13 protein-coding genes are annotated in these 23,777 nt (G+C 52.9%); 5 read left to right on the plus strand and 8 right to left on the minus strand.

Annotated features, from left to right (window positions below):
- The first annotated feature begins 298 nt into the window (after positions 1-298).
- On the plus strand, positions 299-769 hold the full coding sequence (locus MRY86_RS18475) for a DinB family protein (RefSeq protein WP_293564047.1): 471 nt from the start codon (positions 299-301) through the stop codon (positions 767-769).
- On the opposite strand, the gene MRY86_RS18480 is transcribed toward MRY86_RS18475, so the two are convergent.
- From MRY86_RS18480 to MRY86_RS18490, 3 genes are all read right to left on the minus strand, one after another.
- Positions 770-1,987 carry a serine hydrolase gene (locus tag MRY86_RS18480; protein WP_293564048.1) on the minus strand — a complete coding sequence of 406 codons (1,218 nt, stop codon included), beginning with the start codon at positions 1,985-1,987 and terminating at the stop codon, positions 770-772.
- A 68-nt stretch (positions 1,988-2,055) separates the two neighbouring features.
- Positions 2,056-2,910 (minus strand): SDR family oxidoreductase, encoded by an 855-nt coding sequence (locus MRY86_RS18485; protein ID WP_293564049.1) that lies wholly within the window; start codon positions 2,908-2,910, stop codon positions 2,056-2,058.
- Positions 2,911-3,021: 111 nt separating this feature from the next.
- On the minus strand, positions 3,022-4,782 hold the full coding sequence (locus MRY86_RS18490) for a helix-turn-helix domain-containing protein (protein ID WP_293564050.1): 1,761 nt from the start codon (positions 4,780-4,782) through the stop codon (positions 3,022-3,024).
- A gap of 230 nt (positions 4,783-5,012) precedes the next feature.
- Here MRY86_RS18490 and MRY86_RS18495 point away from each other — a divergent pair, with 230 nt between their 5' ends.
- Entirely contained in the window at positions 5,013-6,896 is a 1,884-nt protein-coding gene (locus MRY86_RS18495) for a DUF4914 family protein (protein WP_293564051.1), read from the plus strand.
- A gap of 149 nt (positions 6,897-7,045) precedes the next feature.
- Here MRY86_RS18495 and MRY86_RS18500 read toward each other — a convergent pair whose 3' ends face one another.
- The 4 genes from MRY86_RS18500 to MRY86_RS18515 form a co-directional block, all read right to left on the minus strand.
- Positions 7,046-8,662 (minus strand): family 16 glycosylhydrolase, encoded by a 1,617-nt coding sequence (locus MRY86_RS18500; RefSeq protein ID WP_293571813.1) that lies wholly within the window; start codon positions 8,660-8,662, stop codon positions 7,046-7,048.
- Positions 8,663-8,901: 239 nt separating this feature from the next.
- Positions 8,902-10,371 (minus strand): T9SS type A sorting domain-containing protein, encoded by a 1,470-nt coding sequence (locus MRY86_RS18505; protein WP_293564435.1) that lies wholly within the window; start codon positions 10,369-10,371, stop codon positions 8,902-8,904.
- A gap of 29 nt (positions 10,372-10,400) precedes the next feature.
- On the minus strand, positions 10,401-11,480 hold the full coding sequence (locus MRY86_RS18510) for a TIGR03032 family protein (protein ID WP_293564433.1): 1,080 nt from the start codon (positions 11,478-11,480) through the stop codon (positions 10,401-10,403).
- A 72-nt stretch (positions 11,481-11,552) separates the two neighbouring features.
- Positions 11,553-12,596, minus strand: a complete 1,044-nt coding sequence (locus MRY86_RS18515; protein ID WP_293564432.1) for a hypothetical protein — start codon at positions 12,594-12,596, stop codon at positions 11,553-11,555.
- 201 nt (positions 12,597-12,797) lie between these two features.
- Between MRY86_RS18515 and MRY86_RS18520 the strand changes: the two genes are divergently transcribed.
- Both MRY86_RS18520 and MRY86_RS18525 read left to right on the plus strand, forming a co-directional pair.
- Positions 12,798-14,312 carry a T9SS type A sorting domain-containing protein gene (locus MRY86_RS18520; protein ID WP_293564430.1) on the plus strand — a complete coding sequence of 505 codons (1,515 nt, stop codon included), beginning with the start codon at positions 12,798-12,800 and terminating at the stop codon, positions 14,310-14,312.
- 165 nt (positions 14,313-14,477) lie between these two features.
- A complete protein-coding gene (locus MRY86_RS18525) occupies positions 14,478-15,557 on the plus strand; it encodes a DUF6544 family protein (protein WP_293564428.1) in 1,080 nt (359 codons plus the stop codon).
- Between the two features lie 8 nt (positions 15,558-15,565).
- Here the strand turns inward: MRY86_RS18525 and MRY86_RS18530 are convergent, their stop codons facing one another.
- Positions 15,566-16,009, minus strand: coding sequence for a TonB family protein (locus tag MRY86_RS18530; protein WP_293564426.1), 444 nt, complete (start codon positions 16,007-16,009; stop codon positions 15,566-15,568).
- Positions 16,010-16,427: 418 nt separating this feature from the next.
- Between MRY86_RS18530 and MRY86_RS18535 the strand changes: the two genes are divergently transcribed.
- Positions 16,428-23,693 (plus strand): SdrD B-like domain-containing protein, encoded by a 7,266-nt coding sequence (locus tag MRY86_RS18535; protein ID WP_293564424.1) that lies wholly within the window; start codon positions 16,428-16,430, stop codon positions 23,691-23,693.
- The last annotated feature ends 84 nt before the right edge of the window (positions 23,694-23,777 follow it).

The raw sequence follows: 23,777 nt of genomic DNA on the forward strand, positions 1-23,777 counted from the left end.
ATTCATCGTCTGGGATCTTGGATTTGCGACATCGGCCACTGACGAAGCATAGCTTGTCAGGGCAGGCGCAAGCCACTTCCCAGCGTAAATGCTGACCTGTCTGCCGAAGTACCGACACGCAGGCAGGCATTAAGTAGGTTTGCTGTGGCAAACCACTTAATCGTCAGTATACGTAGCCGGAGGTATCGGCTTGGGGCCGACCATCTTTTCCAACCGCCGCAAAGGGCAGGCGCTAAACCTGGGCGCTGGTTATTAACCGGTAAATAGCTAAATTGCAGGACATTAATCCTCCTATATTATGGCACTGGCCAAAAATCTATCTAAACACTTCAAAGGCGTCCTCTTCGGCGGGAACTGGTCGGATTCCAACTACAAGGATCAGTTGGCTGATGTCGACTGGAAGATGGCGACCTCGAAAGTAGCCGGGCTTAACACCATTGCGCAGTTGGTCTATCACGCCACCTACTACCTGCCCCATATCGCCAATGTACTCGAAGGCGGCCCTTTGCAAGCCCGGGACAAATACAGCTGGGAAACTCCGGACATCAAGTCCGAAGCCGACTGGCAGGCCCTTCTTGATGCGGTTTGGACAGATGCAGAACGGCTGATTGCGGTGACCGCCAAACTCCCTGAAGAGCAGATGTGGGCAGACTTTTCGGACCCCAAATACGGCCACTACTTCAGTAACCTAAACGGGATTATCGAGCATTTGCACTATCATCTGGGGCAGATTGTGCTGTTGAAAAAGTTGCATGGATCAAAAGGATAATCACAGCTTCTCACTCAATGCCCAAAACAACTGCCGGTAACCCACTTTATCATCCTTGCCCAAGCGTACCATGATGATGTTTTTCTCCGGATGCACATAAATGTACTGGCCCAGGATGCCAATCGCCAAAAACTCCGGCCCGCACATCCGGTAAGCGTACTCGCCATCCCGGAACGGAAAGACACCAACCCCTTCCGGAGCGGCAGCTACTGCAGATGCAGAATCGGGCGAAACACCCCGGTACGACCGGCTGTACCACTGGTACTGGTAGCAATCGTTGGTGTAATCTGGTGTGGTGCTGCGTTCGACCCACTCCTGATCCAGCAATTGCTGGCCTTCCCACGCTCCGCCGTGCAGGTATAAACGGCCGAACTTCGCGTAGTCCCGGGCCTGCGCATTCAGGCAGCAAAAAGCTTTGGTTGTGCCACTTTTTTTGCTGTCAAAGCTCCAGCTCGCCTGGAATTCCATACCAAGGGGTTGCCAGATTTTTTCCTGTAGATACAGGGGCAGGTCTTTTCCGGTCGCCCGCTCCACAACGAGCGCCAGGAGTTGGGTGTTGATGCTTTGGTATTCCCGGTAGCTATCCGGCTCGGCGGCGAATTTGGACCGCTCCAAGGTATACTTTTCCAGTTGCCGCCCGTAGTAGTCCCGGGCCACAGGTGCGAAAGGATTGAAATAGCTATTCTCATTGTAGTCCAGCCCGCTACGCATGTTGAGCAGGTGCTCGATAGTCAGGCGGCTGAACCGTTCGTCCCTGTCCTTCAGTTCGGGTAGGTATTGCGTTACGGGGTCGTCCACACTTGCTATGGCGCCCTCCTGAACGGCAAAACCCACCAGGGAGGAGACAAACGACTTGGCCACGGAAAAGGAAGGATGGGGCGGCCCATCCTCGGCATATCCATCGAAGTACGTTTCGTACAGAATGGTATCATTCCGGATAATGAGGAAAGCCAGCGTTTTACCATAATCGCCAATATATTCCGGGAGGGTGTATTTCTTGCCGTCCGCGGTCAGTTCCGTTTCCGCAAGCTTTTGCTGAATGCTGTCTGGCGCATAGGCAAAAGTGAAAGGCGTTTCCGGAGCGTTGATGGTCGTAGCCGGGAACTTTTTGTAATCATTGACATCCGCGAAGTTCCAAAGGAAGAAACGGCCAATGTGGCAGCCGGAAGCCAGGAAAACTAGTGTGGTCAGGCAAAACAACCGTAACAGATTGGGCATAGCAGTAGATTTTGACGGTAAATCTAAGCAAAACTACGTTATGCCCACTCCAATCCGTTAGCAGACACCTATAGTCTATCTGCTTCCTTTCTGAAGAAATACTCCAGGCGCTCCAACCCGTAGCGGGGGGCAACATTATCCTGCGCCATCATGGTGAGGAAAAACTCATAGGGCCCGTAGGTTTTGGAGGAGGTGAACGTGCGCATAAGCCAGTTGAGCAAACGGCGGCTCCAGTCGGGCAGGTGCAAGATATTCAGCGGACGTCCTACGGCTTTCAGGGCAAGCGCGGCGATCTCGTTTTGGGTGAGAATGTCGGGGCCGCCAACTTCCAGCTCGGTAGCAGATGAGCCCATCTCGTCGATGATGGTTTTAGCCAGGTCCCGCCCGTGGATGGGGTTGAGCTTGTAATCGCCATTTCCAAACAGGTATACCCGGCCGCCCTTCGCCATATCCAGGAAGTCGGTCATGTCTGAGAAGAACCCATTGGGGCGGACGATTTGATACTCCAGCCCGGAAGCCATGAGCGCATCCACAAACCGCTCTTTGGCCGCCATGATTTTGAGGTGGCGCATCTGCCGGCCATTGATGGCGGAGATGTAAATGAATTGGCGGACGCCTGCCCGTTTGGCCTCTTCCAACAGGTTGAGATTGGCCTGATAGTCGACGTCCATATAGGTCAGCCCATCCTTTTGGCGGGTGATGCCCACCGTGGAAATCAGGGTGTCGATGTCGGCCAGTTGCCCGCGCAGGGTGTCCGGTTGGGTAACTTCTGCCCGGATGAGCGTATCAGCAGGCAGTTGGAAGTGCTCCAGCTTCTGCGGGCTGCGGGCCAAAGCCTGGAATGGGAGCTGTCGTTCCTGCAATTCTGCGACGAGGTGCCTGCCAAGGTAGCCGGTAGCGCCGGCGATCAGTATCTTTTTCATAGAAGTATGTTTTGATTCCCTGCAAAGGTGAGGTGCAGGAGCGCAATGATCGTCCGGGAATAAAAATCAGTACAAGCTCACCCTCCGTATGAAATTTCGGACGCTCTAATTTTACCGGTTGGCCTTGAGCCAGGCACTTGGGGTTTGCCCGGTGGACTTTTTGAAGAAATCATTGAAGACCGACTTGGAATTAAATCCGCAATCGTAGGCCAGCCCCAGGATGGTGTAGTGGCTGAATTCCGGCAGTACGGCCTTTTGCTGGAAAGCATTCAGCCGCCAGGTGTTGATGTATTCGTTAAAGTTTTGCCCGAGCGTTTCATTCAGCAGCCAGGACAATTTATTGGGGTGGAGGTCAATCCGGGCGGCCAGTTCCCGCAGGTTGAGCTCGGGGCTGAGGTAAGCTTGCTCGTTTTCCATAATGCCCTGTAGGGCGGATTTGTAGCCTCCGGCCTCTTCGGGCGATAGTTTGGTGCTGGCTTTTTCTTTTTGAACAGAAGCCGTAACCCCTCCTGCCGCTGAAGGGAAGGTGTTTTGAACCAGTTGCTGGAATTCGGGTAGCGGGTGCAGGGGGCGCAGCAGCGGGTCATTGCCAAAGTTGATGTACTGCCCGTTGCGTTGTTGAATACCCTGTTTTAAGGATGCCAACGCCTGTGTTTGGTCGCCGGTGTACAAGGGCGCGTAGACAGCCCAGGGCAGGTAAATAGTGGTATCGGTTGCAAAATCAGAAACGGAAAGGCTGTTTTCGAGATGCATGGCTTCGTAAAGCCGCAGGAATTTGCTGTAGATGTCCCCCTTTGGTACACGACTGAGCCAGTGTACGAGTTCCTGCTGCTGGCCTTTAAGAATATAGCAGCACGCTTTCGCCCGGATCGCCAGTTCCCAGTTCAGGTCAATGGCCAGCGCTTTATCCATCCAATGCATGGCGGTATCGTATTGCTCCTGCAAATAGTAGATATTGCCTTTGGTGTAGTGGTGGTTGGGGGATAGGGGGTTGTACTCAAGGGCCTTGTTGATGTATTCCAGCGCCTGGTCAAACTGCCCGAGTGCGGTGTGGCATTCTGCAGCGGACTCCAGCGACTCCGTATCCTGTGGCGAGATTACCAGCCCTTTGTGCAGGGCCTGCAGCGCGCTGTGCGGGTCCCAGTTTATCCAGAGCGCCTGAGTGGCTTTCGCAAAATAGGCTTCTGTAGATTCCGGTTGGAGGGCAATGCCCTGCGTAAGGTAGAAATTGGCAGCGGTCAGGGCATCCAGTTTATTCATAAATCCCCAGGACCCGAGAATACCATAGCATTGCACGAGCCCAAAGTAGGGCTGGTAATAAGCAGGGTCTAGTTCTATACTTTGTTTGTAGCAATGTATAGCCCGGTCGAAATCCTCACTTTTCCACTGGAGTTGATAAAAACGGCCCTTCAGGAACATTTGATAGGCTTTGATGTCCCGTGTTTTGGAGGTTACGAGGTGGTCGTCAATATCAAGGTGCCCGTAGTTTTCCCGGATTTTCTCGGCGATGAGCAGGCTTATTTCATCCTGTAGCTCGAAAATATCCGTCAGTTCGCGGTCGAAGCGTTCGGACCAGAGGTGGAAGCCATTGTCCGTGCGCACGAGCTGTGCATGGATGCGGATGCGATTGCCTGCTTTCCGGATACTCCCGTCGAGTACGGTAGCCACGCCCAATTGGTTGCCAATGATCCGGACATCGGTTTTCCGGTCCCGGTAGGCAAAGCTGGAGGTGCGGGCGGTCACTTTCAGCCCATCCACCCGGCTGAGGGCAAGGATGATCTCCTCGGACATTCCATCGGCGAAGTAAGTGTTGTCCTGATCAGGTGTCAGGCTCTCGAAGGGGAGGACGGCTATGGACTTTGTTCGTATCAAGGTTGTTCCAGGTGTTTTGACCGCTTAGGGGTAAAAATAGAAAATTATCAGGCATTGGGTTTAATCCAATACTGGATGGGAGATTTTTTGGGAAAGCTTTAACGCTTAACAGGAAACGACCTTGACCGCTCATGACAAAAGTCACCCGTCTGTAATGATATAATTACTTTCAACATGGGTAGCATCCCCCTAATTTGTGCTCAGATTAAAACCTAAAAGATAATACAGACATGGTTAGCAAAACTGCAGCTGAATTTACCGTAGGGAATATTACCGAGCTTCAAGAGCTTATGGCCGTCGCACCAAGTTTCACTGTTGTAAGAAACATAGAAGAACTGGTGGAGCTGGCAGCGGGCGGAAAAGGTAGTGATTATCAGGAAGTTCGCTATGATCTTCCCGATGGGCAAAGTTATCTGGAAGCTGAAGTGCTCCGCACCAAAAACGGGATTGCCGCGAATTACACGGAAGTATACATGCGCCGGCGCGATCCAAATTGCATGGTCATTGCTGATAGCTTTCCTACCGATAAGCCCACCTTTGAAGACCGGTTCGGTCATTCTTTCGACGAATTGAGAGCCGAAACCTTTGACTGGTTAAAGACTCAGCACCTGGGGATGTTTTATTACCATGCCGGGCAGCCGGGTATGGGGTATAATGCCGTAGCCGTTATTCCCGCCAACGCAGGTTTTTTTGGCTTGGGGCTGGCACTGCTGCAGGGGATTATTGACCCCATGGAATTGCCCGAAGACTTCTCACCGGAAGCGGTTATTTATACGGCCCCGCCTTTCCGTCATACCCACTTTGAGGGTAAGCAGGTAGTGGTCCACAACCGTCAGCCGGGCAAATACGAAATGTTTTCCTACAACCTCTATCCCGGACCAAGTGCTAAGAAAGGCGTTTACGGGATGCTGATCGGGCAGGGGGAAGAAGAAGGCTGGGTAACCGCGCACTGCTCTACTGTCCGGGTAGTGACGCCTTACGATAACGTTATCACGCTCATGCACGAGGGAGCCAGTGGCGGCGGCAAAAGTGAGATGTTGCAGCAGCCCCACCGGTCACCGGAAGGCAGCCTGTTGTTAGGCAAGAATATTCTGACCGGCGAAAAAAGGATGCTGGACCTTCCCCGGACCTGCGACCTGGAACCGGTAACCGACGATATGGCGCTCTGCCATCCCAAGCTCCAGAAGAACGACGGCAAGCTTTGGCTGGAAGATGCGGAAGATGCCTGGTTTATCAGAGTAGATCACATCGAAGATTATGGTACCGATATGGTGCTGGAAAAAATAACAGCCAAACCGGAGAAGCCGCTCCTCTTCCTGAATATCGAGGCTGTGCCTGGTGGAAGGGCTATGATATGGGACCACAAGCAAGATGCCCCCGGCCTGCCCTGCCCCAATCCAAGAGTCATTCTGCCACGGGATATCGTACCCGGCATATACTCTGACCCGGTACGGGTGGATATCCGAAGCATAGGCCTACGGACGCCCCCTTGTACTCAGGAAAACCCAAATTACGGCATAGTGGGCATCATGCACATTTTGCCGCCTGCCCTGGCCTGGCTTTGGAGGTTAGTCGCGCCCCGTGGGCACGCCAATCCAAGTATCATTCAGACCAAAGGGATCAGCAGTGAAGGTGTGGGCAGCTATTGGCCATTTGCTACCGGTAAGAAGGTCAAACAGGCCAACCTGCTGCTGGAGCAAATCGTAGAGACACCTGATGTGAAGTACATCCTTACGCCCAACCAGCACATTGGAGCCTGGAAGACCAGCTTCATGCCGCAGTGGCTTAGCCGGGAATACCTGGCGCGCAAGGGCAACGCAGAATTCCTGCCCGAGCAACTGAGCCCTTCCCGCTGTAGCCTGCTGGGTTACGCGATGAATAAGATGAAGCTGGAACGCATCGAAATCCCTAAGTGGATGCTCAAGGTGGAGTACCAGGAAGAGGTCGGCAAAGAAGCTTATGACCAGGGTGCAAAGATTTTGTATGATTTCTTTGAGAAGACACTTGCCCAGTTCCAGGAAGATAGCCTCAGCCCTCTTGGCCAACAAATTATCGAATGCTGCCTGGACCACGGTAGTGTGACGGATTATGAAAACCTCTTTAAAAAAGGGTAATCTCCCACTGCCTTCGGGTTTACACAAAGCTTCGATTTAAAAAAACTGTTGTTGATTACATCATTCACCCTGAAGTCATTTCTGGCTCCAGGGTGTTTGTTTTTGCCTTTGCGCTCTTCAAGCCAGGGCATCTCTTTGGGCGGAGGCTGTTATCGCTTCACTACAGAAAAAGCAGACCGCTGTTGCCCCCATTGCACTTGTACCTGATAGGTGCCCGAAGGAAGGTGGCCCCAGCCCTGGAGCATGACAGTGCCCTGGTTGGCTGTTTCAGAAACAGACTTTAGGACTCTTCCACTGCTGTCAAATATTCGGATGTGCACTGGGTCAGTTACTGTTGTACCCAATTCGATCGTCAGCGTGTCCTCCACCGGGTTGGGAAAATACCGCACTGTTGATTTCTTTGGTGAGGTGACCGCCACGGGCGATTCCTGGTAGATACGTACGTAGTCCACTTCCATGGTGCTGCTGGTAAAGTCAGGCGCAATACTGGGCAGAATGGCGACATTAAATAACAAGTACTGCTCCGCATCGAAGGGCCAGGTCTCCGGGTTTTTATCGGTAGGGTTATAGGTAAAATGCTCCACGCCATCTACCGCAAAAACCAGCTTTTCAGCGGTCCACTCCAGGGAATACACATGGAAGTCTGTGGCGTAGGTCGGCAGGTTTTGTCCGCCGACATTAACTGTGCCCCCAAAGCTGGAAGGGGTATGTGTGGCGCTGGAGACATAACCAGGGTTGGTGCCCCAGTGCTCCATGATATCGATTTCTCCGCAGGCGGGCCAGGGCGTAGTACCGAAGCCTTCGTTATCCCAGTAGCCGCCATCTTCGTCAATATTCTTGCCCAGCATCCAAAGGGCAGGCCAGGTGCCGGGGCCGGTGGGCAGCTTAGCGCGGATTTCCACCCGGCCGTACTGAAAGGTGAACTTGGAATTCAGGCGGGCCGAAGTAAACTCCTTGGTATGGCCCTGATCGGTGAAGGTCTCCCGGCGGGCTTCGATTTTTAGTACGCCGTTTTCCACCCGGGTATTTTCCAAACGGTCCGTGTAGTGTTGAATTTCACCATTAAACCAGCTGTTGCCCAGTGGGAGCAGGGTTTGGTGAAACCACTTGGTATCATCCGCAGCGCCGTCAACGTCAAATTCATCAGCCCAGATCAGCTGATTGAAAACCGGGCCAGGGGTGAAGGTACTTTCGAATTGGACATTATCGATATAGGCTATCACCTGATCGTTGTTATTTTCCCCGTTGACCTGCAGGAGGACCCGGTTGAAGTCATTGCGCTGAGTGGGCGGGGGAGAATCCGGAGACAGGTTGATGTAATTGTCATTCGCAAAGTCAAAAGTGACCGTTTGCCATTCATCCGTTACGATGGGTTTAATGATCTCACTTTGGGTAGACCAGGGTTCCGGCAGATTGCCATCCTGCAGCTTTAGCGAAATTTGGTTGGGCTGTGCCCCGGTCAGCCCGCTGGATGGCACGTAGATTTGGATGGAGAACAGGTGTTCGCCCGAAAGGTCAAACGGGGCACCGGTATCAAAGCGCACATTGGCATACTGCCCGCCCATATCACCGTACCTCAGCACGGTAGCAGAGGTATTGCTGCCCTGAGGGAATGGATTGGGAAAGCTGGTATCGATCTGGCAGTCATCGCCCGCCCAGGTGCTGATGTCGCCGTTGCCTTCGAAGTTGTCCTGAATGGTGGTTTGGGCATTAGCTAAAAAAGTGAAGAACAGGAGTGCAGGCAGAAAAGCATTGCGTAGGATCATACTTTGAGGATATAATTTTTTATGAAGAGAAACAACCGTAGCTTCTCTCATCCTCTAAGTTAGTAAATCAGTACTTCACATTTGAGGAATCTTTGTCATATCTGTTGGGAGCGCCGGTTTCTTGCTGTTTCGCTAAGTTTTTGACCACAGCTTGGTCCAGGTAAATGAAATTCCCCCAGAACTGCACATTCGAAATGGCTCAGGGGGAATTCAAAGTCTATTGCTCAGAAACCCAAAAATCAAAGTTTCACGATTCTGCTCATCCCAAGAAGCTGCCCCTGCTCATCCGTTAATTTGGCATAATAGAGCCCGCCGGGCAGATCCGATACAGACAGTATTCCCGACTTTCCCACCAATTCTTCTTGCCGGAACTGACGGCCATTAAGGTCAAAAAAAGTGATCCGTAGTTGCCCTCGACTTTGACTAGCCTCCACTTTCCATTGTACTTCCTCCCTTGCTACGGTGGGGAAGAGCTGGAAGCCCGCAACTGTTTCCGGCGCATCGACAGCATTAATGACAGTAGTGTTTTCGAAGTATTCAAAGATGATTTTAGCATACTCGCCTCCCGACTCGTCATAAGTATACCCGGAAGTCAGCAGGTCCGTATCTCCATCTGCATCCAAATCTGCGGAAGTAGGGAGTAAAACGTAGCTGTTGGTAGTCGAGACCAGTCCAAAATTATTGCTTTGCGGAGGATTAAAGGCGGGCTGTTCCGGAGTCCCCGTATTTTCGTAATAATAGAGTAGAGGTTGATAGTAGTTTCCTGCGTATTCGTAGTCACCACCGGCAATAATATCGAGGTCGCCATCATTGTCAAAATCAGCCACGGTAGGGAGGAAAATATAACCATCTACCGGAGGCTGCAGCCCAAACGGATTAATCTGGGCCTCGCCGAATTCCGGGTTCTGGGCAGTACCGATATTTGGGAAATAAGCGATTGCTGCTGAAGAGGCACCAGAGGTTGTATAGTAAGTTCCGACCAGCAAATCTAAGTCCCCGTCATTGTCCAAGTCTGCCAAAAAAGGGACGGTGGCGTCCGGGGCATTAGAAAAGGCTAGTCCAAAGGGGTCTGACTGCGGTGGTGCGAATGCCGGAGCAGTCGGCGTACCTACGTTTTCATAGTAGGTGAAAAACAAACCATAGTAGGGCGCATCGTACTGGCCAGCCAGCAAATCCAGGTCACCGTCTCCGTCCAGGTCGCCAAAAGTAATTGTAGTGGTTTGGTTAAGGGTTTCCAAACCGAAGGGATTGGCCGCAATTGCACTGAACTCCGGTTCTTGTGGTGTGCCTATGTTTTCCTGAAAAAGAAGGATGGTGCTGCCATAAAGGTCGTCAGTCCCAGACCGGTGAAATAGGTCAAAGTCTCCGTCTCCATCAATGTCTGCCAGTTGTGGGAGCGGGAAGAAGCCATTCTCGTTTTGCCCCAGCTCTAAACCGAAGGGGTTTTGTACCGGGGCTGCAAACTCCTGCGCTTGTGCGTGCCCCAGGCCCAGCAGCAAGGCAGAGGCGGCCATTGCGTGACGTAGTTTCTGTTGGGGGATGACCCGGCGGAGCTTTTGGAACAGCTGTTGTATTTGCCGGAGGAACGCTTGCTGTTTTTGCTGGCTCAGTGTGCTGAAAGCGCCACTTGACAGCATTCGCTTCAGCTTTTGGTTGAGTGCCAGAAACCGGCGGTAAGCCGCCGCAATGGGTAAGGGTTGGTACCTCATACTTCTGTTTTTTCAGGTGATAGACGAAGTTACTGTGAATAAGGTTGGGCCCAGTAGGTTTTTTCAGGTATGGAAAGGCCGAGTTTATGCTCTTGCTTTTCAGTATTGAGCAAATTAGGGCGTTGCAGTCCGGGCAAGACCCTGATGTCATAAATCTCATCCACTGAAGCCTGGTAGCGAATTTGGCCGGCGATGGCTCCGGTTGGCAGATGGACAATAGCAATGCCTGCCTGCTGTGCCTTATGTTTCATGGGGAGTTTGGCAAAGGTGCTGGAGTTGGGGCGCAATCTGGACAAGCCTACGAAGGCGTAATCACCGCATCGGCCGAGCCCGCGCACAAAACCGTTGAGCTGGGCAACGACTTTATACCTGCCTGTTTCCCGTTCGGCCCGCACCAATTCCCCGGTGGCGGAAAGGAGCAGATACAGCTGTCCGTTGTAGAGCCTTGGAGAGTGCGGCATAGCCAGCCCTTCCAGTATGGCCTCCCCGGTTTTTATGTCGATCAGCACCCCGGTTTTGGTGATGTTTTCCCGCCAGCTTTGCCGGGTATTTCCCTGATTGAAGGCCGTAGCGTACCGCGGAAGCCCTTCCTGCATAGCCATCCCGTTGAGGTGGCAGCGGTCTTCATGTGCGAGCTGAGTGATAAAATCAGGCTTCCAAACAGGAGTGAAGCTATACTGCTCGTCAATTTTACAGATACAGGAAAAGGAAGTATTGACCGCATACAAACCGTCTTTACCCCATTCCAGGTCGTGGATATCAATCTGGCCCGTATAAAAGGTGGCGCGCGGCATAAACAAAGCATCATAAGTGCCGGGCTTTGGGGGGTAATGGGCCGCCAGCCCCGGGGCGTTGGTCAGTAGATGCACTTCGTCTCGGGTAGCAATGGCAAGCTGCTGGCCTTTCAGGGCTATACCCATAGGTTTCCTAAAGCTCCGGGGGAGCTGAATGAGCCGTTCCCTATCCACTGAGCTAAGGAGGACTACTTTGCCTGCCTGATAGGTGCTTAACGCAATGGTACACCGGAGCTGCTGCAGGAGCTCGGGAACATTTGGGGAATAAGTACAGCTGAATGGGGGCGGTGGGTTAGAAGGTGTCCCTTTGTTCATGGCTGAAATGGATGTTTCAATAATGATTAGTCCAAAGATAGCAGGAAACCTGATGCGCAAACGAAATGAATGTCAAAACTTAAATCCTGCCTCTACCTGAAAGCCAAAATCGTTTTTGTACACCTCTGAAGTAAGCAGCCGCTGATATAGCCCGAAGCCGACGACCAGTCCATATCGGCTATCCGGAATAAAATACAGGCTTTGCTTTGGTGCGATCCCCAACAAAAGGTTGGTGGATTGCCGGTCAATCCGGTCAGTAAGGGTTTCTGCGCCAACGAGCAGCATGAAATCCAAATTGATGTAAACCCGGTCGGTGATTTCCCGGAACGGGCAAATACCAAACATGCCATAGTTGAGCCGGGCTTCCACGATACCAGATCGGGCAAAAGGTTGACTTTCAATCTGCAAAAACTCCCCTCCAAGGCGCCACGGAAAAAACCAGCCTTTATGGGAAGATTTGGAGCTGCGGTAATAGCTGAACATCCAACCTGTGGCATTGCTGCCAGCCGCATAGCCGGCAAGCAGCAGGTTTAACGGTATGACCTGTTGTCCCTGCTGGTCCAGGCGTTTTTTAAGGCGCTCTTCTGTTACAGGGGAGCCGGCATCTGGACTTTCCCAATCTGTATCGCTGAATTCGGTCAGGGCCTTGACCAGAGCCTGGCGTATCAAAGCCTCGGGAGGTTCCTGCCCGGAAACAGAAACCTGGGTTTCGAAAAGCAATACTTTATACCTTTCCCGTTGCTGGTAAAAAGAGGCCTGTAGCGAGACTTTCAGCTCCTGATCTGCACCGGAGGGCACAGGGGTAAGCGACAGTTCGTCCACCCCAAGGATGACAGGCAGGTCCCCTGCATCTCTGGGCACGGCTCTATCCAGGTAGTTACTGAAAGCATTCGTTAGCCCTCTTGCCAGGTCCACGGGGACTTTTCTGGATTGTGCCCCAATGAAGAGATAGCCAATGCTATCCGTTGCAGGGCGGCTGTCCACTACCTTTTTTATGAAAAAACCGGCGATCGTCGAGTCCGGTGGCGTATCCCGGAGTGCAATGAACTTTTTTTGCCCGAAGGCTGCCGCGCCAAAAAGGAAACAGAGCGCAAATTGTAACAAGTGCTTTTTCATGATTGATTATCCGTTAACTCTATCCTACAGAGATTTAAATACTTTAATATACCATTTTTTCACCGGAATAGCCTTAACTTACTGTGACCTAAAGCGCTCTGTTACACCCTTTCTGAGCCCTCTGGACTATGACTTTTTCTTTCTGTTAGAGCTATTATTCTGTAAATCAGTTTGTTGTATTTTTGGTGAAAATCATTTGTTATGCGTGCACCTGTCATATTAGGATTTGTTTTTTGTTTCCTGCTTAATTCGATTGCCGCTCAGGAGTACGATACCTGGAGCGGGCTGCATAACCGGCCTGCCAGATTGGGAACAGACGCCAGGATGGTGGTTCTGGGGGAGGAGGTATTCCTGGAGCAACGTGATGAAATGAGCGAGGTTTTCCTGTACAAACTCAATCTGGAAGGGGAAGTCCTGGATTCGCTGGTGCGCGGGGATTTTGCCCCCTATTCCTTCTACGAGCAACTGCACGCAGATCCTGTGGACAGCACCCTGTGGATGATTGGCTTTGCCTACCTGCTGGAGGATGGGAATAGCGCTGCGCCCAACTTGTCTGTATTGCACTTTGACCGCGATCTGGAGCTGATCAGCTATCATACCAATGATGCGTTGGCGGACTTTTTCTCACCCAATATGGCGATGGTTAACAATGAATCCAGCTTTGCCCGAAAAGGCGACCGGATATATGCCCGGTACTATGGCCGCCGCCTGAATACTTCGAATATTTTGCCTTACGATGTCGTCATGGATACCGCCTGCAATATTTTGAACACCACTCCGGCAGATTTCTCGCAGCCTTATGCCGTTATGGCTATGGTGGAGGACCGGCTGTTTGGTTGTTTTGGGTCCCTTTTTTCGGAGCTCAGTCTGGTCAATCTGGAGCCCATCCAGGAAAACGCCTACGACTGGCTTGGTACGGCCTACAATTTTGATGGGTTCGGATTCACCAATGCTTCCAATTTTTTTCCATACTTCAAGCCAAAAGATGGAAACCTGGTCTTTGCCAACAGGATTTTTGAGCTGAACAGTTCAGACAGCATCTATCAGTCCATTGAGATCAGGACGCCTGATTTCGAGTTAATTCGCCGGGCAGTGGTGCACGGGCTGGCTATTGAAGGGCCAGGCCTGGAAGACGGTGATCTGCGCCCGGCTTACCGATATCCATTAGACTATAATTCCAATGACGAGTATTTTTTATTAGGCTTCGATTTCGCGAATGGTAACCGCTGGCGCCTGAGCAAAGTGAATGCTAATCTGGAGCGTATTTGGGATGTGCATGTGTTGTTACCGTTTGACAATAGCTGGGCAACGGGTGTGGCCGCGACACCGGACGGGGGGTGCCTGGCCCACGGGCAGGTTCTCCGCGACGATCTTTTCCTAGAGGAAAGCCGTCACATCATCTACAAATTCAATGCTGAGGGCGATATGACCAATGCGGTGATATTGGGCGAAAGCCTGGAGGCTAAGCCTTCTGTTTTCCCGAACCCCTGCACTGAACAGGCACAGTTGTCCTTTCCGAAAGCATGGGAAGGGGCGCAGTTGGAGGTGGAAGTCCTCAGTAGCAACGGCAGGCCCATGTATAAACAATCTGCGGTTGCCGGTAACGGTATAGATATGGCTACTACAAACTGGCCCAACGGTATTTACTGGGTCCTGTGCCGGGAAGCGGCTGCGGGCCGGCTGTTGGGGGCTGTGCCACTCAAAGTTAGCCATTAGTGCTAAGATATGACAGGCATTGGCTGTAAGCTGTCCATCTTCATCGATTAGCATGTAGTAAAAGCCCCCGTCAGCCTGTTTTTAACACATATATGGCATACCGATGATTATGGTCAGCAAAAATCAAAGCGTAGAAGAGTACCTTGAGGTCCTAAATTTGCTAAGATGCGACCCCTTTTTGCCTTTCTTCTACTGATACACGGAATCATTCACCTCTTCGGGTTTTTAAAGGCGTACAATTTCCATCAGTTCGAGCAGCTTACCCAGCCAATTTCCCGGCAGCAGGGCTTGCTGTGGCTATTGGCAGGCCTTTTTTTTGCAGGAGCGGTGATCCTTTATTTAAATGGCGTTCAGTTTTGGTATGGAGTGGCTTTTGCGGCTATCCTGCTGTCCCAGTTTCTGATATTCCGCAATTGGGGGGATGCCCGGTTTGGCACAGTAGCTAACCTGCTCATTTTGGTGCCCGCTCTGCTCAGTTGGCAAAGCTACCGGTTTGAGCATCGGTACAGGGCTGATGTACGAGCCGGCATAGAGCGGACAAAGGCCATTCAACAAGACTTGCTCACAGAAGAAGACCTTCAGCATTTGCCCGCCCCGGTTCAGCGCTACCTTCGGTATGCAGGAGTGGTCGGGCAGCCTAAAGTACATAGCTTCCGTGCCCGGTTTAAGGCAGAAATGAGGGGCAAGGGCCAGGATTGGATGCGGATGGACTGCGAACAATATAATTTTTTTGATACCGACGAGCGGCTGTTCTTTTTGAGCGCAAAAGTCAAGGGGCTGCCTGCTCAGGGGTATCACCGTTATCAGGGGCACGAAGCCAGTATGGATGTCCGCCTTTTCTCCGTTTTGCCGGTTGCTCAGGCTGATGGCCCGGAAATGTTTATTGCGGAGACCGTCACCCTATTCAATGATATGTGTTTTCTGGCTCCGGCCACGCTAATTGACAAACGGATTAAATGGGAGGTCATCGACCGGCAATCGGTAAAGGCCAATTTTACCAATAAAGGCACCACTATTCGAGCCAGGCTCTTTTTCAATGACTACGGGCAGCTGATCAATTTTGAGTCCTTCGACCGTTATGACATCAATGCCATGCAACAGTTTCGGTTTACGACGCCACTTAGCAATTACAAGCGTTTTGGCAACCACCGGCTGGCATCCTACGGAGAAGCCACCTGGCATTACCCGGATGGCCCCTTCGTGTATGGGAAGTTTACGCTCAAAAAAGTGGTTTACAACCCCTAGCGATGCTTTTATTGCAAGGTGAATTCGATAGGTATGATCAGTTTGCGGGCACCAAGATAAGGTCGGTGGCTTACTACTGCCGGAGCACTAAGCATAATCCGTTCTACCGCGTGGCTGAATGAGGGGTCAGGGCTTTCCAGGATTTCATAGGCTTGTACTTTGCCATGGGTGTCGAGTGTAACTTTGACAGTCACCCTGCCCTCTGCCATCAGTTCCTGAAGCAATTCCGGATAAGTGACCTGCGTAGCGATGTGCTCAATGAGCGTCTGCTGTGCCAATTGGTTGTGCTGCTTGATTAAAGCATTTCTGCGGGCAATTTTTTCATTTAGAGAAATGGGCTCCTCTGAAACTGCTGCTGGCGTGGGCTCAGTTTGCGGAAAGGCTGACGCGTACTGCGCGTTGGCAAAAGACAAAATACAAAGGGTGAATAAAGCTACACAAATCGTTTTCATGATGGATAAGTTTTGATGTTTGCAGCTTTATTTATTCACTTTGAAAAAGGTTACCCTCTGTTTGAGCAATAAGTAGTGGAGCAATCCTGATAATCATCGCGACCAATTGCTTTGGTAGCTTTTGCCTTGATAAGTCCCATGCCCCGACCGATGGTTGGTTTTGTCAAGCCCTCAATTTAGTCTGAAGGTGAACTCCCAAAGAATTGAAAAGCGCCCTCTTGCTATAACCAGCCAATTCCCCTATCTTTGCACTGCTGGACAAACAACCCAAACTCCCCCAAGCCAGCACCCAAATCCATCAATCCTGCCGATTAACGCCCTGCATCAGGTATAACTTAACCCTGGTGATAACAAAGAAGCTTGTGCTGTCACAAGACAGTGCACAAGCCAACAACAAGTAAGCACAAAAACAGCTCCTATGAATAAACGGTATGCACCATCCGTTTCCCTGGCATCTCCTGGCGCCGCCAGATTTTTTCTTAAGCGCTTCCTGGCCACCCTTTTTTTACTAAGCGGATTGCTGAGCAGTCAGGCTCAGGTGTCCATTACCTATCCTGAGCAGGCAGAAGATGTCGTGACCTGCAATCAGGATGGGGACCTGCGCGTGCGCCTGCGCTTTACGTCCAATAACGCTGATGCTCCGGTAGTGACCATCAACCTGCCGCCCGGGCTAAGGTACCAAACCGGCAGCCTGCAAATCTTTGGTGGCAACCTCAATATCACCGAAAGTGACCTTTCTGACCCTGAGGCACCGCAGTTCCTGGTTACCCCTTCGGATATTGCTGCCAATGACGTGGTGGATTTTTCCATCACCCGCTCGGGTGGGTGCGATGCCCGGGATTTTGCGGTCGACGGGGGCCTGTTTAAAGATACCATCAGTGTACAGACCGTGTCCGGTACGGTTATCGAAGACAATCCTAACCTCAATACCTACAACCTCCTCTTTGCTTCCCTCAGCCATCAATATCCCAATGGCCCGAACAGTCAGGATACCATCATCAGTGATGTGCCACAGACCATTGACCGCCCAGTGCGCCTGACACAGGGAGGGCTGGGCTTTGTCGACTCGGTTACCTACTTTGTGGTGTTAGGGGATGTACAAAACTATGAGTTAAGGTACGCCGGCAGTGCTCTCGTGCCCTCATCCACTAATGGTGATACCCTTTTCTACGCCTTAAGTGAAAGTCTTCATCCTGGCCTCTTTGGAGGGGACGGCCGCTTTTCCAATGGAGAGCAGATTGATTTCCGGGAACGGTTTGAGGTGCAGACCTGCACACAGGCGCTCAATCAGGTGGTACACCATGCCTATTGGGGTTGTGGAGCCGATATCTGTCAGCGCACTATTCCGGCAACAGGCACCGTAGCCGTCATCGTACCTCAGCCTTCCATCTCTACCGGCACTTTATTCGCAAGGGCATTGCCGGTCTGTCTGGATGGGGCGACACCCAATCAGTTTGGTTTCTTTATCGAAAATACTGGGGCGACTACCGCTCAGATTGGATTTCAGCTGGGCTTTGAGGGCAACACCAGCCTGCCGGTTTTTGGGGACTACAGTGCCAATAATGCCTCCATTGATACCGCTTCTGTACAGCTGCTTTTAAACGGTGAGGACATTTCCCGGTCGCCGGATGAGGTGTACGGTTCCGTCAATTTCTGTACTACCGGGCTGCCCAAAGGAGAAGTCAGTGCCGCCCGGTATTTCAATTTCACGCTTCTGCCTGGTGAGCGGCTTGAGATTCGGGGCGACTATGTTTACTGCTGCCGGGAGTCCTGCAATATCAGCTACAGCTGGCCTACGCCTATTGCCCGTTTTCAGGTGCGGGACGCCTGTGGGAATATTCCACGTTTGGAATTGGCCAGCCACGACTTTGCCGATGCGCGCCTGGCCACCACCCCCACTATTATTTCGGGGCCAGCAACGATTTTTGACGGGCAGACGGTTTCCTACTGTTTTCAGTTTCCAACCTTGGACGGCTATCCGGATGTGAGCGGGGAGAATACCTATGCTGTAGAGTTGGGAATGCCAGCCGGGTTTGATTTGCAGTTTACTGGCAACGCCCAGGTCCTTGATGTTAATGGCGAGGTCATACCGTTCGAGCTGCAAGGTGCAGATTCTGACCGCCCGACTATTATCATTCAGCAATCGGATTACAACGATGGAGCTGTTGAATTTTGCTTTGATCTGGTATGGAACTGTGGCGGTTCCGGTCTGGTCGAACTGCCCGTTGTGCTTTACCAAACGGTGGGAGCAGGGTGCGAAGAGGCCTGTTATTTGGGGATCAGTTGCAGCAGTTTTCCGGTATTGCTGTTTTGTCCGGGCGGAGATTGCAATGGAGGGGGAGGTACAGTGCTCCTAAGCGAGACCAAGCGCTTCAACGTAGGGCTGGCGGATCCTGGCAACGAACGAATTTGGCAATCTAATGTCCCGGCAGATGCGGCACAGGTCCGCCTGGACCGGGTGGCCCCTTCTGATACTGTACTTACTAAAGCTGGCCTTGGGGTGCTTGCCGGCCCCAACGGACCCTGGGCGCAGGGGCGGTTCCGGCAGACAATGCTGTACCCTTACTTCAAGGCGCTCGGTGCCAAAGCCCGGGTGTACGACAACGGGACCTTCATCGGAGAAGTCAGTAATATCCCAGTGGCCAATGTCGTTGGCGATTCCTTGTTTGAGTATAACCTGTCGGCAGCAGGCTTGAATCAGCTCAATCCAGCCTTTCCTGAAAATTTTGTATACACGGCAGGCGATAGTGTGTACATTGAAACCCAATACGCTTTCGATACAGGACTTGCACAAGGCGAATTTTATGATTACTCCCTGGAAGGTTTTAGCCCCATCACGGCCTTCTGCGTGGACAACCAGGATATTCGCAACGCTTTCCAGCTTTCCAACGATAATTTCCAGAGCCGCGACGCCTGCGGAGTAACCTTAGACCGCGTTCAAATGGTAGCTGCAGCCGTTAGTTTTGCCTCCGGTGGGTCAGGGAGCTTCACCGGGTGTGAGGAGCTGACCTGGGAAGTTTTTACCAGGACGCAACGAGGATGCGTTACAAATGATGATATCGACTTCTTCCCTAATGAATTCCGACCCGTTTTTGCTTTTGATACCCTGGCCCTGGCCAAAATACCCGGCTACACCTTCCGGCGCCTGCAATACCGGCGCAGCCCCGGGGTTTTCACTATTGACGTAGCGCCTTTCGCTGAAGATGCCGACAGCCTTTACTTTGATATCCGGAATCTGTACAGTGATCGGGGCGGTCCCATCCCGCTTTGGGAGGAGCAGGCAAGGGACGAGATTCTTAAGTCTTTCTGGCAGCCTTCCTGTGCTTCTGAGCAAGGCGCCGTGTACGGACGGGCCCGTGTGCAATACCAGGATCCTACCGCCAATTTGCGTTACGATCAGGACCGCAGTCGTTTGCTCAATTACACCCCCATCGGGCAGTTCAGCTTTGTCTTAAACCCCCTCGTCAACAACGCCTTTACCGAAGAAAACTGTTACACCCTCTCCGTAGCCAATACCGGGGTGGGCAGTGGCTTTGATGTGCCTTATACCTGGCTGGAACTGATCAGTGAAGATGGCCTGGTAGCCGTGGAGCAGGTGCGCGAAAATGGTGGTGCCCCCATAGGCATCGATGCCGCTGGCGTTTACCGCCTCAGCGATCACCCCAACAATACCACCGAGCAAATAGAGATCTGCGTTAGCCAGACGAGCTGCCTCCCGGATAGCTTCCTGGTGGTTTACGGTTGGAATTGCGAAGGATTCCCTGGTACGGACAATCCCATAGAATCCTGCTTCCTCGATACACTGGTGGCCTACATCAATCCGCAGCTTGCAGAGGTGCAGTTGCAAATTACGAATCAGCCCAGCCCTTCTGAATCCCTGGAGCTTTGTGCCACTGATACCATTGAAGTCCTCGTAAACAGTGCGCAGCAGGCCGATCTGGTCAATCCGGCTCTGGACGTCATCCTGCCTCCCGGCGTGGAAGTGAACTCCATGAGCGCAGGCTATCCGAATGATGCCAGCATTGTCTTTGAGCCCCTTTCCAGTACTGTCAACGGGGATACTGTGACTTTTGATCTGACCACGCACTCCCGGGTTTTGGGTGACAGCCTACCTGGTACCTTCAGCAACCCCGGGATCGCCAACCGGCAAATGCGGGTGGTTTTTGAAATCGAAACCGGCTGCGGCTTTGATCCTACTAAGACGGTTGCCTTCTACCGGGCCCGGGGCTTTAGTCCCTGTAGCGACCCGGCCATCGGTTCTGATATTGTGGTGGCTTCCAATCCGGTTAATGTAGTAGGCACCGATGCACCCTACGAGACGCAGCCCGTTTCTTCAGTGAACGGTGCGCTACAGGGCTGCGGAAGTACAGTACGTGTTCAGGCGGCCTTTACGCTGATGGGCGGCGGCACAACCCAACGCGATACCTCTGTGCTGATTGCTCCGTCAGGCATCGCTTACGTGCCAGGCAGCTTGATTTGCGAAAGCCCCGATGCAAGCAGTTGCCCCACTTTTGCTACTACCCGTACCAATGCTGACGGGCTGACCGAAATTCGTTTTGCCCTTCCGGAAAATTTGCCGGACGGTACGGAGATCGCCTTTAGTTTTGAAATCGAAGAGCAAGGGGCAGCTTGTGCTGCCCCGTCGGTGGCTATTTTCCGCAATACCGTTACCCAGGACCCCCTCATTTGCGGCGGCATCCCCTGCCTGACCGAGCTGGAAGTCGCTACCGGGCAGGATACGCTGGCTTTACCCATCCAAAAGCCTGTCTATACCTTTACGGAGCTCAACTTCTGCGTGGGTGAGGACAGTACCTTCCAGTTGCAGGCTGGCCTGGTGCTCAGTGGGCTAGCCCAGTCCGAAAACGAATGGGTAACCGTCAATGCCTACTGTGTTGATGCCGAGGGGCAACCCACCGGTCCCCTCTTGTCTACCCTCACGTTTGAAGGCAGTTTTATGGCAGGAAGCCTGCTGCCCGTTGGCCTAAGCGGTGCGCTTTGTGCCGGTGCGACGGGGTTGTGGCTGGAAGCCCTGCCCAGCTGCGGTTGCGACACCGCTGTGCTGCTACTTTCCCTGGAGGAGCCTGTGGAAGTCAACTGCCCCAGCAACTTTTCCATTTGTCAGGACTCTGACCCCGTCCTTTTTGAAGAAATACAGCCCGCTGGAGGCGCTTATGAAGGCCCGGGCATAATTGGCGCAAGTTTTCATCCTGAAATTGCCGGCCAAGGTACACATACGATCACCTACACCTATTCAGATACCCTGGGCTGCCAGAGCAGTTGCAGTTTTGAAGTGACGGTCAATCCTGTCCCCGAAGTGGCTTGTCCGGAGCCGATGGCTGTTTGCACTGACACTCCTTCATTTCCGCTTGACGGGGCTACACCTCCAGGCGGCAGTTATAGTGGGGTGGGAGTAGCGCATGGGGTGTTCCACCCGGAGTTGGCTGGCTCTGGCGTACATACGATCACCTACCTTTATGCCGACACCTTGGGTTGCAGTGCTGCTTGTTCCTTCCCTATAGAAGTAACCGCTTTGCCGGAGGTGGCCTGCCCTGATCCGCTGACAATCTGTACTGATACTGCCCCACTTGCCCTGTCGGGAGCCCAGCCCGAAGGAGGCACTTATGCCGGTCCTGGTGTAGAAAATGGCATTTTCGATCCGGCTGAGGTGGGTCCGGGTATTCTGCTGTTGAGTTACGAATACAGTGACAGCAATGGTTGCAATGCTGCTTGTACGTTTGGGGTAAATGTGGTGGCCCCGCCACAGGTGAACTGTACTGACCTGCCCGCTGTGTGTATAGATGCAGCGCCCCTTCCGCTGACAAGCGGATTGCCCGGTGGGGGCCTTTATGCCGGTCCGGGTGTGGAGGGCAGCAGCTTTGACCCGGCGGCGGCCGGCACGGGCGTTCATCTGCTTTCCTACACCTATACCGATGGGAATGGCTGTACTGGCAGTTGTACCTTTGAGGTTTCCGTGAACCCGTTGCCAGTAGTCACCTGTCCACCCGATCAGGATGTTCAACTGGACAGCGCCCCGGTGGCACTAAGTGGCGGGGCACCGGCTGGAGGTGTTTACGGTGGGCTGGGTGTGAACAATGGCGTTTTCGATCCTGGGGCAGTAGGACCGGGTACCTATGCCATCACTTATACCTACACGGATGTGGCAGGCTGCACAGGGAGCTGTACCTTCACGATCACGGTAACTAACGCACTGGCAGAGGTGGGAGATTTCGTCTGGCTGGACAACAACCAGAACGGCCTTCAGGATCCCGGAGAACCGGGGCTGGCTGGCGTGAAAGCTATTTTGGAAAGAGCGGAGGGCAGTACCTTTCTGCCCGTAGACACCACAGTAACCGACGCTAATGGGTATTACCACTTTACACCAGAGCCTGGTACGTACCGGGTCCGGTTTATACCCACGAATGGGCTGGAAGTAACCCTGCCACTACAAGGCAGTAACACATTGCTCGACAGTGATATGCTGCCCGATGGGCGGTTTACGGAGTCATTTCTGGTAGACGAAGGCACCTCCAACCTCTCGATTGATGCCGGTTTCTACTCCGTTTGTGATAATGTAACGGACCCTGGGCAGATTGGTCCTGACCAATACCTTTGTGGCCCCGGGAATCTACCCGCGCCTATTGTCGGTCTGTCTTCTCCTGAAGGCGGCAGCGGGGCTATAGAATATCTTTGGATGCGTAGTACAGTGGCAGGCCCTTTCAACCTGCAGACCTGGCAGCTCGTCCCGAACAGCAATATGGCAGACTATACCCCCGGGCCGCTTGAAGAGACCACCTATTTTGCCCGTTGTGCCCGCCGGTCCGGTTGCACTGTTTATTTGGAAAGCAACATCGTAACAATTGAAGTCGGCACCGAATCGGTGGCTGAAATTACCGGCCCCTCCATTCTATGTGTCGGCGAGTCCGCTACCTTCACTGCTGCAGATGCCGGCCCCGGTGCAACCTATGAATGGGAAATGGGCCTTGGGCTTACTCCTTCCTCCGCTACGGGGCAGGAGGTGACGCTTTCCGCACCCTTCTCCCACGGGCGTTTCCGCTTTACCCTTTCCGTTACAGCCAATGGCTGCACGGCCACGCAAACCCGGCAGATCACTGCTACACAGAGCCCCTTTTACTGCGGGGTGCCCATGCCGCTCAGCGCCAGCCCGGTGGATGTGCAGGGGGCAAGCTGCGTAAAGGTAGACTGGATCCGGGAAGAACTGCAGGCCGGTTATACCTACACCGTAATGCACGCTATGGCAGGCGATAAAGTTTATGAGCCTATAGCCCGGTATGATCGGCCTATGGCTTACATTGGCAGTCAGTGCTATTACGAGCACTTGCACGAAGATCCAGGGCCCGGCGTACACCACTACCGGGTGGCCATTCATACCCCGGAAGGCGAGGAGGTATACTCAGAGGAAGCCGTCGTAGCCCTGCTGGACGAGGTATTGCTGTTCCCCAACCCCGCACGGGAGCAGGTCACGGTGTCCCTTGCCAACCCCTTTGAGGCAGGCGACCGGCTGGAGCTGTTCAATGCACAGGGGCAACTACTGCAAGCGCTCGGCGTGCGCACTGGCGACCGTCAGTTGGACATCGATTTGTCGGGGCTGCCCTCCGGGCCTTACTTTGTCCGCCTGCTTCGGGGGCAGACGCGGTGGGAGATGCTGCCGTTTGTGAAGGAGTAGGGGGGGGAGCAGACCACGGACGACACGGAATACACGGACTGTGTTTTTATCTAATTGAGGTGCATTCTGTGTGTTCCGTGCCCA

This window comes from Phaeodactylibacter sp. (assembly GCF_022763345.1).
Classification (GTDB): domain Bacteria; phylum Bacteroidota; class Bacteroidia; order Chitinophagales; family Saprospiraceae; genus Phaeodactylibacter.

Coding starts and splice junctions, on each gene's coding strand:
- MRY86_RS18475 (WP_293564047.1), top strand. CDS start 299: ATGGCACTGGCCAAAAATCTATCTAAACACTTCAAAGGCGTCCTCTTC.
- MRY86_RS18480 (WP_293564048.1), bottom strand. CDS start 1,987: ATGCCCAATCTGTTACGGTTGTTTTGCCTGACCACACTAGTTTTCCTG.
- MRY86_RS18485 (WP_293564049.1), bottom strand. CDS start 2,910: ATGAAAAAGATACTGATCGCCGGCGCTACCGGCTACCTTGGCAGGCAC.
- MRY86_RS18495 (WP_293564051.1), top strand. CDS start 5,013: ATGGTTAGCAAAACTGCAGCTGAATTTACCGTAGGGAATATTACCGAG.
- MRY86_RS18500 (WP_293571813.1), bottom strand. CDS start 8,662: ATGATCCTACGCAATGCTTTTCTGCCTGCACTCCTGTTCTTCACTTTT.
- MRY86_RS18505 (WP_293564435.1), bottom strand. CDS start 10,371: ATGAGGTACCAACCCTTACCCATTGCGGCGGCTTACCGCCGGTTTCTG.
- MRY86_RS18510 (WP_293564433.1), bottom strand. CDS start 11,480: ATGAACAAAGGGACACCTTCTAACCCACCGCCCCCATTCAGCTGTACT.
- MRY86_RS18515 (WP_293564432.1), bottom strand. CDS start 12,596: ATGAAAAAGCACTTGTTACAATTTGCGCTCTGTTTCCTTTTTGGCGCG.
- MRY86_RS18520 (WP_293564430.1), top strand. CDS start 12,798: ATGCGTGCACCTGTCATATTAGGATTTGTTTTTTGTTTCCTGCTTAAT.
- MRY86_RS18525 (WP_293564428.1), top strand. CDS start 14,478: ATGCGACCCCTTTTTGCCTTTCTTCTACTGATACACGGAATCATTCAC.
- MRY86_RS18530 (WP_293564426.1), bottom strand. CDS start 16,009: ATGAAAACGATTTGTGTAGCTTTATTCACCCTTTGTATTTTGTCTTTT.
- MRY86_RS18535 (WP_293564424.1), top strand. CDS start 16,428: ATGAATAAACGGTATGCACCATCCGTTTCCCTGGCATCTCCTGGCGCC.